We start from the raw sequence: 1,673 nt of genomic DNA, 5'->3' as shown, positions 1-1,673 counted from the left end.
CCCAGCCAACCAGGCCCACTTCACGCTTTCCCTCGAAGGCATCGAGCACGACTTCAAGGTGCTCGAGTTCCAAGGCCGCGAGGCCATCAGCCAGCCCTATCGCTTCGACCTGGAACTGGTCAGCGAGCGCCCCGATCTGGATCTGGAACGCCTGCTGCATCGCCCGGCTTTCCTTTCCTTCGCGCCGGATGGCAGCGGCATCCACGGGCTGGTGCATCAGGCCGCCCAGGGTGAGTTCGGCCAGCGCCTGACCCGCTATCGGCTGACGATCGTGCCGCAGCTGGCCTACCTCGCCCATCGCACCAACCAGCGCATCTTCCAGCACCTCAGCGTGCCGCAGATCATCGCCCAGGTGCTCGAAGAGCATGGTATCCAAGCCGATGCCTACCGCTTCGGGCTCGGCCCGGTGGTCTACCCGCCGCGCGAGTACTGCGTGCAGTACGATGAGACCGACCTGCACTTCCTCCAGCGCCTGTGTGAGGAAGAGGGCATCCATTATCACTTCCAGCACAGCACAGCCGGTCATGTGCTGGTATTCGGCGATGACCAGACGGTCTTCCCGAGGCTCGCTGCCACCGCCTATCAGCAGGACAGCGGTCTGGTCGCCGACCAGCCAGTGATCAAGCGCTTCGGCCTGCGCCTGGAAACCCGTACTAGCCGGGTCACGCGCCGCGACTACGACTTCGAAAAGCCGCGCCTGTCCATGGAGGCCGCGTTCCACAGCGACTTCCAGCCGGATCTCGAAGACTACGACTACCCTGGCCGCTTCACCGAGCGCGCCCGCGGCAAGCACCTGTCGCAACGCGCCCTGGAACGCCACCGCCACGATTACGAACTGGCCGAAGGCGACAGCGACCAGCCGCAGCTGGCGAGTGGGCATTTCCTCCCGCTCGGCGAACACCCGCGCGGCGACTGGAACCAGCTCTGGCTGCTGACCGAAGTGCTGCATGAAGGCAAGCAGCCGCAGGTGTTGGAGGAGTCCATCACCAACCTATCAGGCGGTTCAGAGCGAGCTCCCTCTCCTCTCTGGGGCGAGGGGACTCTTGCAAGCTCCGACTTCCATCAAGGCTACCGCAACCACTTCAGCGCCACCCCCTGGGCCATCCTTTTCCGTCCGACCCTTCGCCATCCGAAGCCCAAGGTGCTCGGCAGCCAGACCGCCGTGGTCACCGGCCCTGCCGGCGAAGAGATCCACTGCGACGAGTACGGACGGGTGAAGGTCCAATTTCACTGGGATCGCCACGGCCAGGTCGATGACAAGACCAGCTGCTGGCTGCGCGTCTCCTCCAGCTGGGCTGGCGACCGCTATGGCGGTATTGCGATCCCGCGGGTCGGCATGGAAGTGCTGGTGGCCTTCCTCGAAGGCGATCCCGACCAGCCGCTGGTGACCGGCTGCCTGTACCACAAGGAGCACCAGGTCCCCTACGACCTGCCGGCCAACAAGACCCGCACGGTGTTCAAGACCCTGAGCAGCCCGGGCGGTGGCGGCTACAACGAACTGCGCATCGAAGACCGCAAGGGTGCCGAACAGATCTACCTCCACGCCCAGCGCGACTGGGACGAGAACATCGAGCACGACCAGAAGATCCGCGTCGGCCACGAACGCCACGACACGGTCGAGGCCAACAGCTATAGCGAATTCTGCGCCGAAGAACACCGCACCACCCACGCCG

Annotated in this window: 1 protein-coding gene; it reads left to right on the top strand. The window is 64.9% G+C overall.

Going from position 1 to position 1,673, the window contains the following annotated elements; translation table 11 throughout:
* Window positions 1–1,673 (top strand): type VI secretion system Vgr family protein (locus tag HZR81_RS23460; RefSeq protein WP_500129384.1); only part of this gene is annotated, 1,673 nt, incomplete at both ends.

Origin of the sequence: Pseudomonas sp. LM13 (genome assembly GCF_041381355.1) — a bacterium.
Taxonomy (GTDB): domain Bacteria; phylum Pseudomonadota; class Gammaproteobacteria; order Pseudomonadales; family Pseudomonadaceae; genus Stutzerimonas; species Stutzerimonas frequens.
Note: the sequence above shows the minus strand (reverse complement) of the source record. Positions and strands in the feature narration are given on the sequence as shown.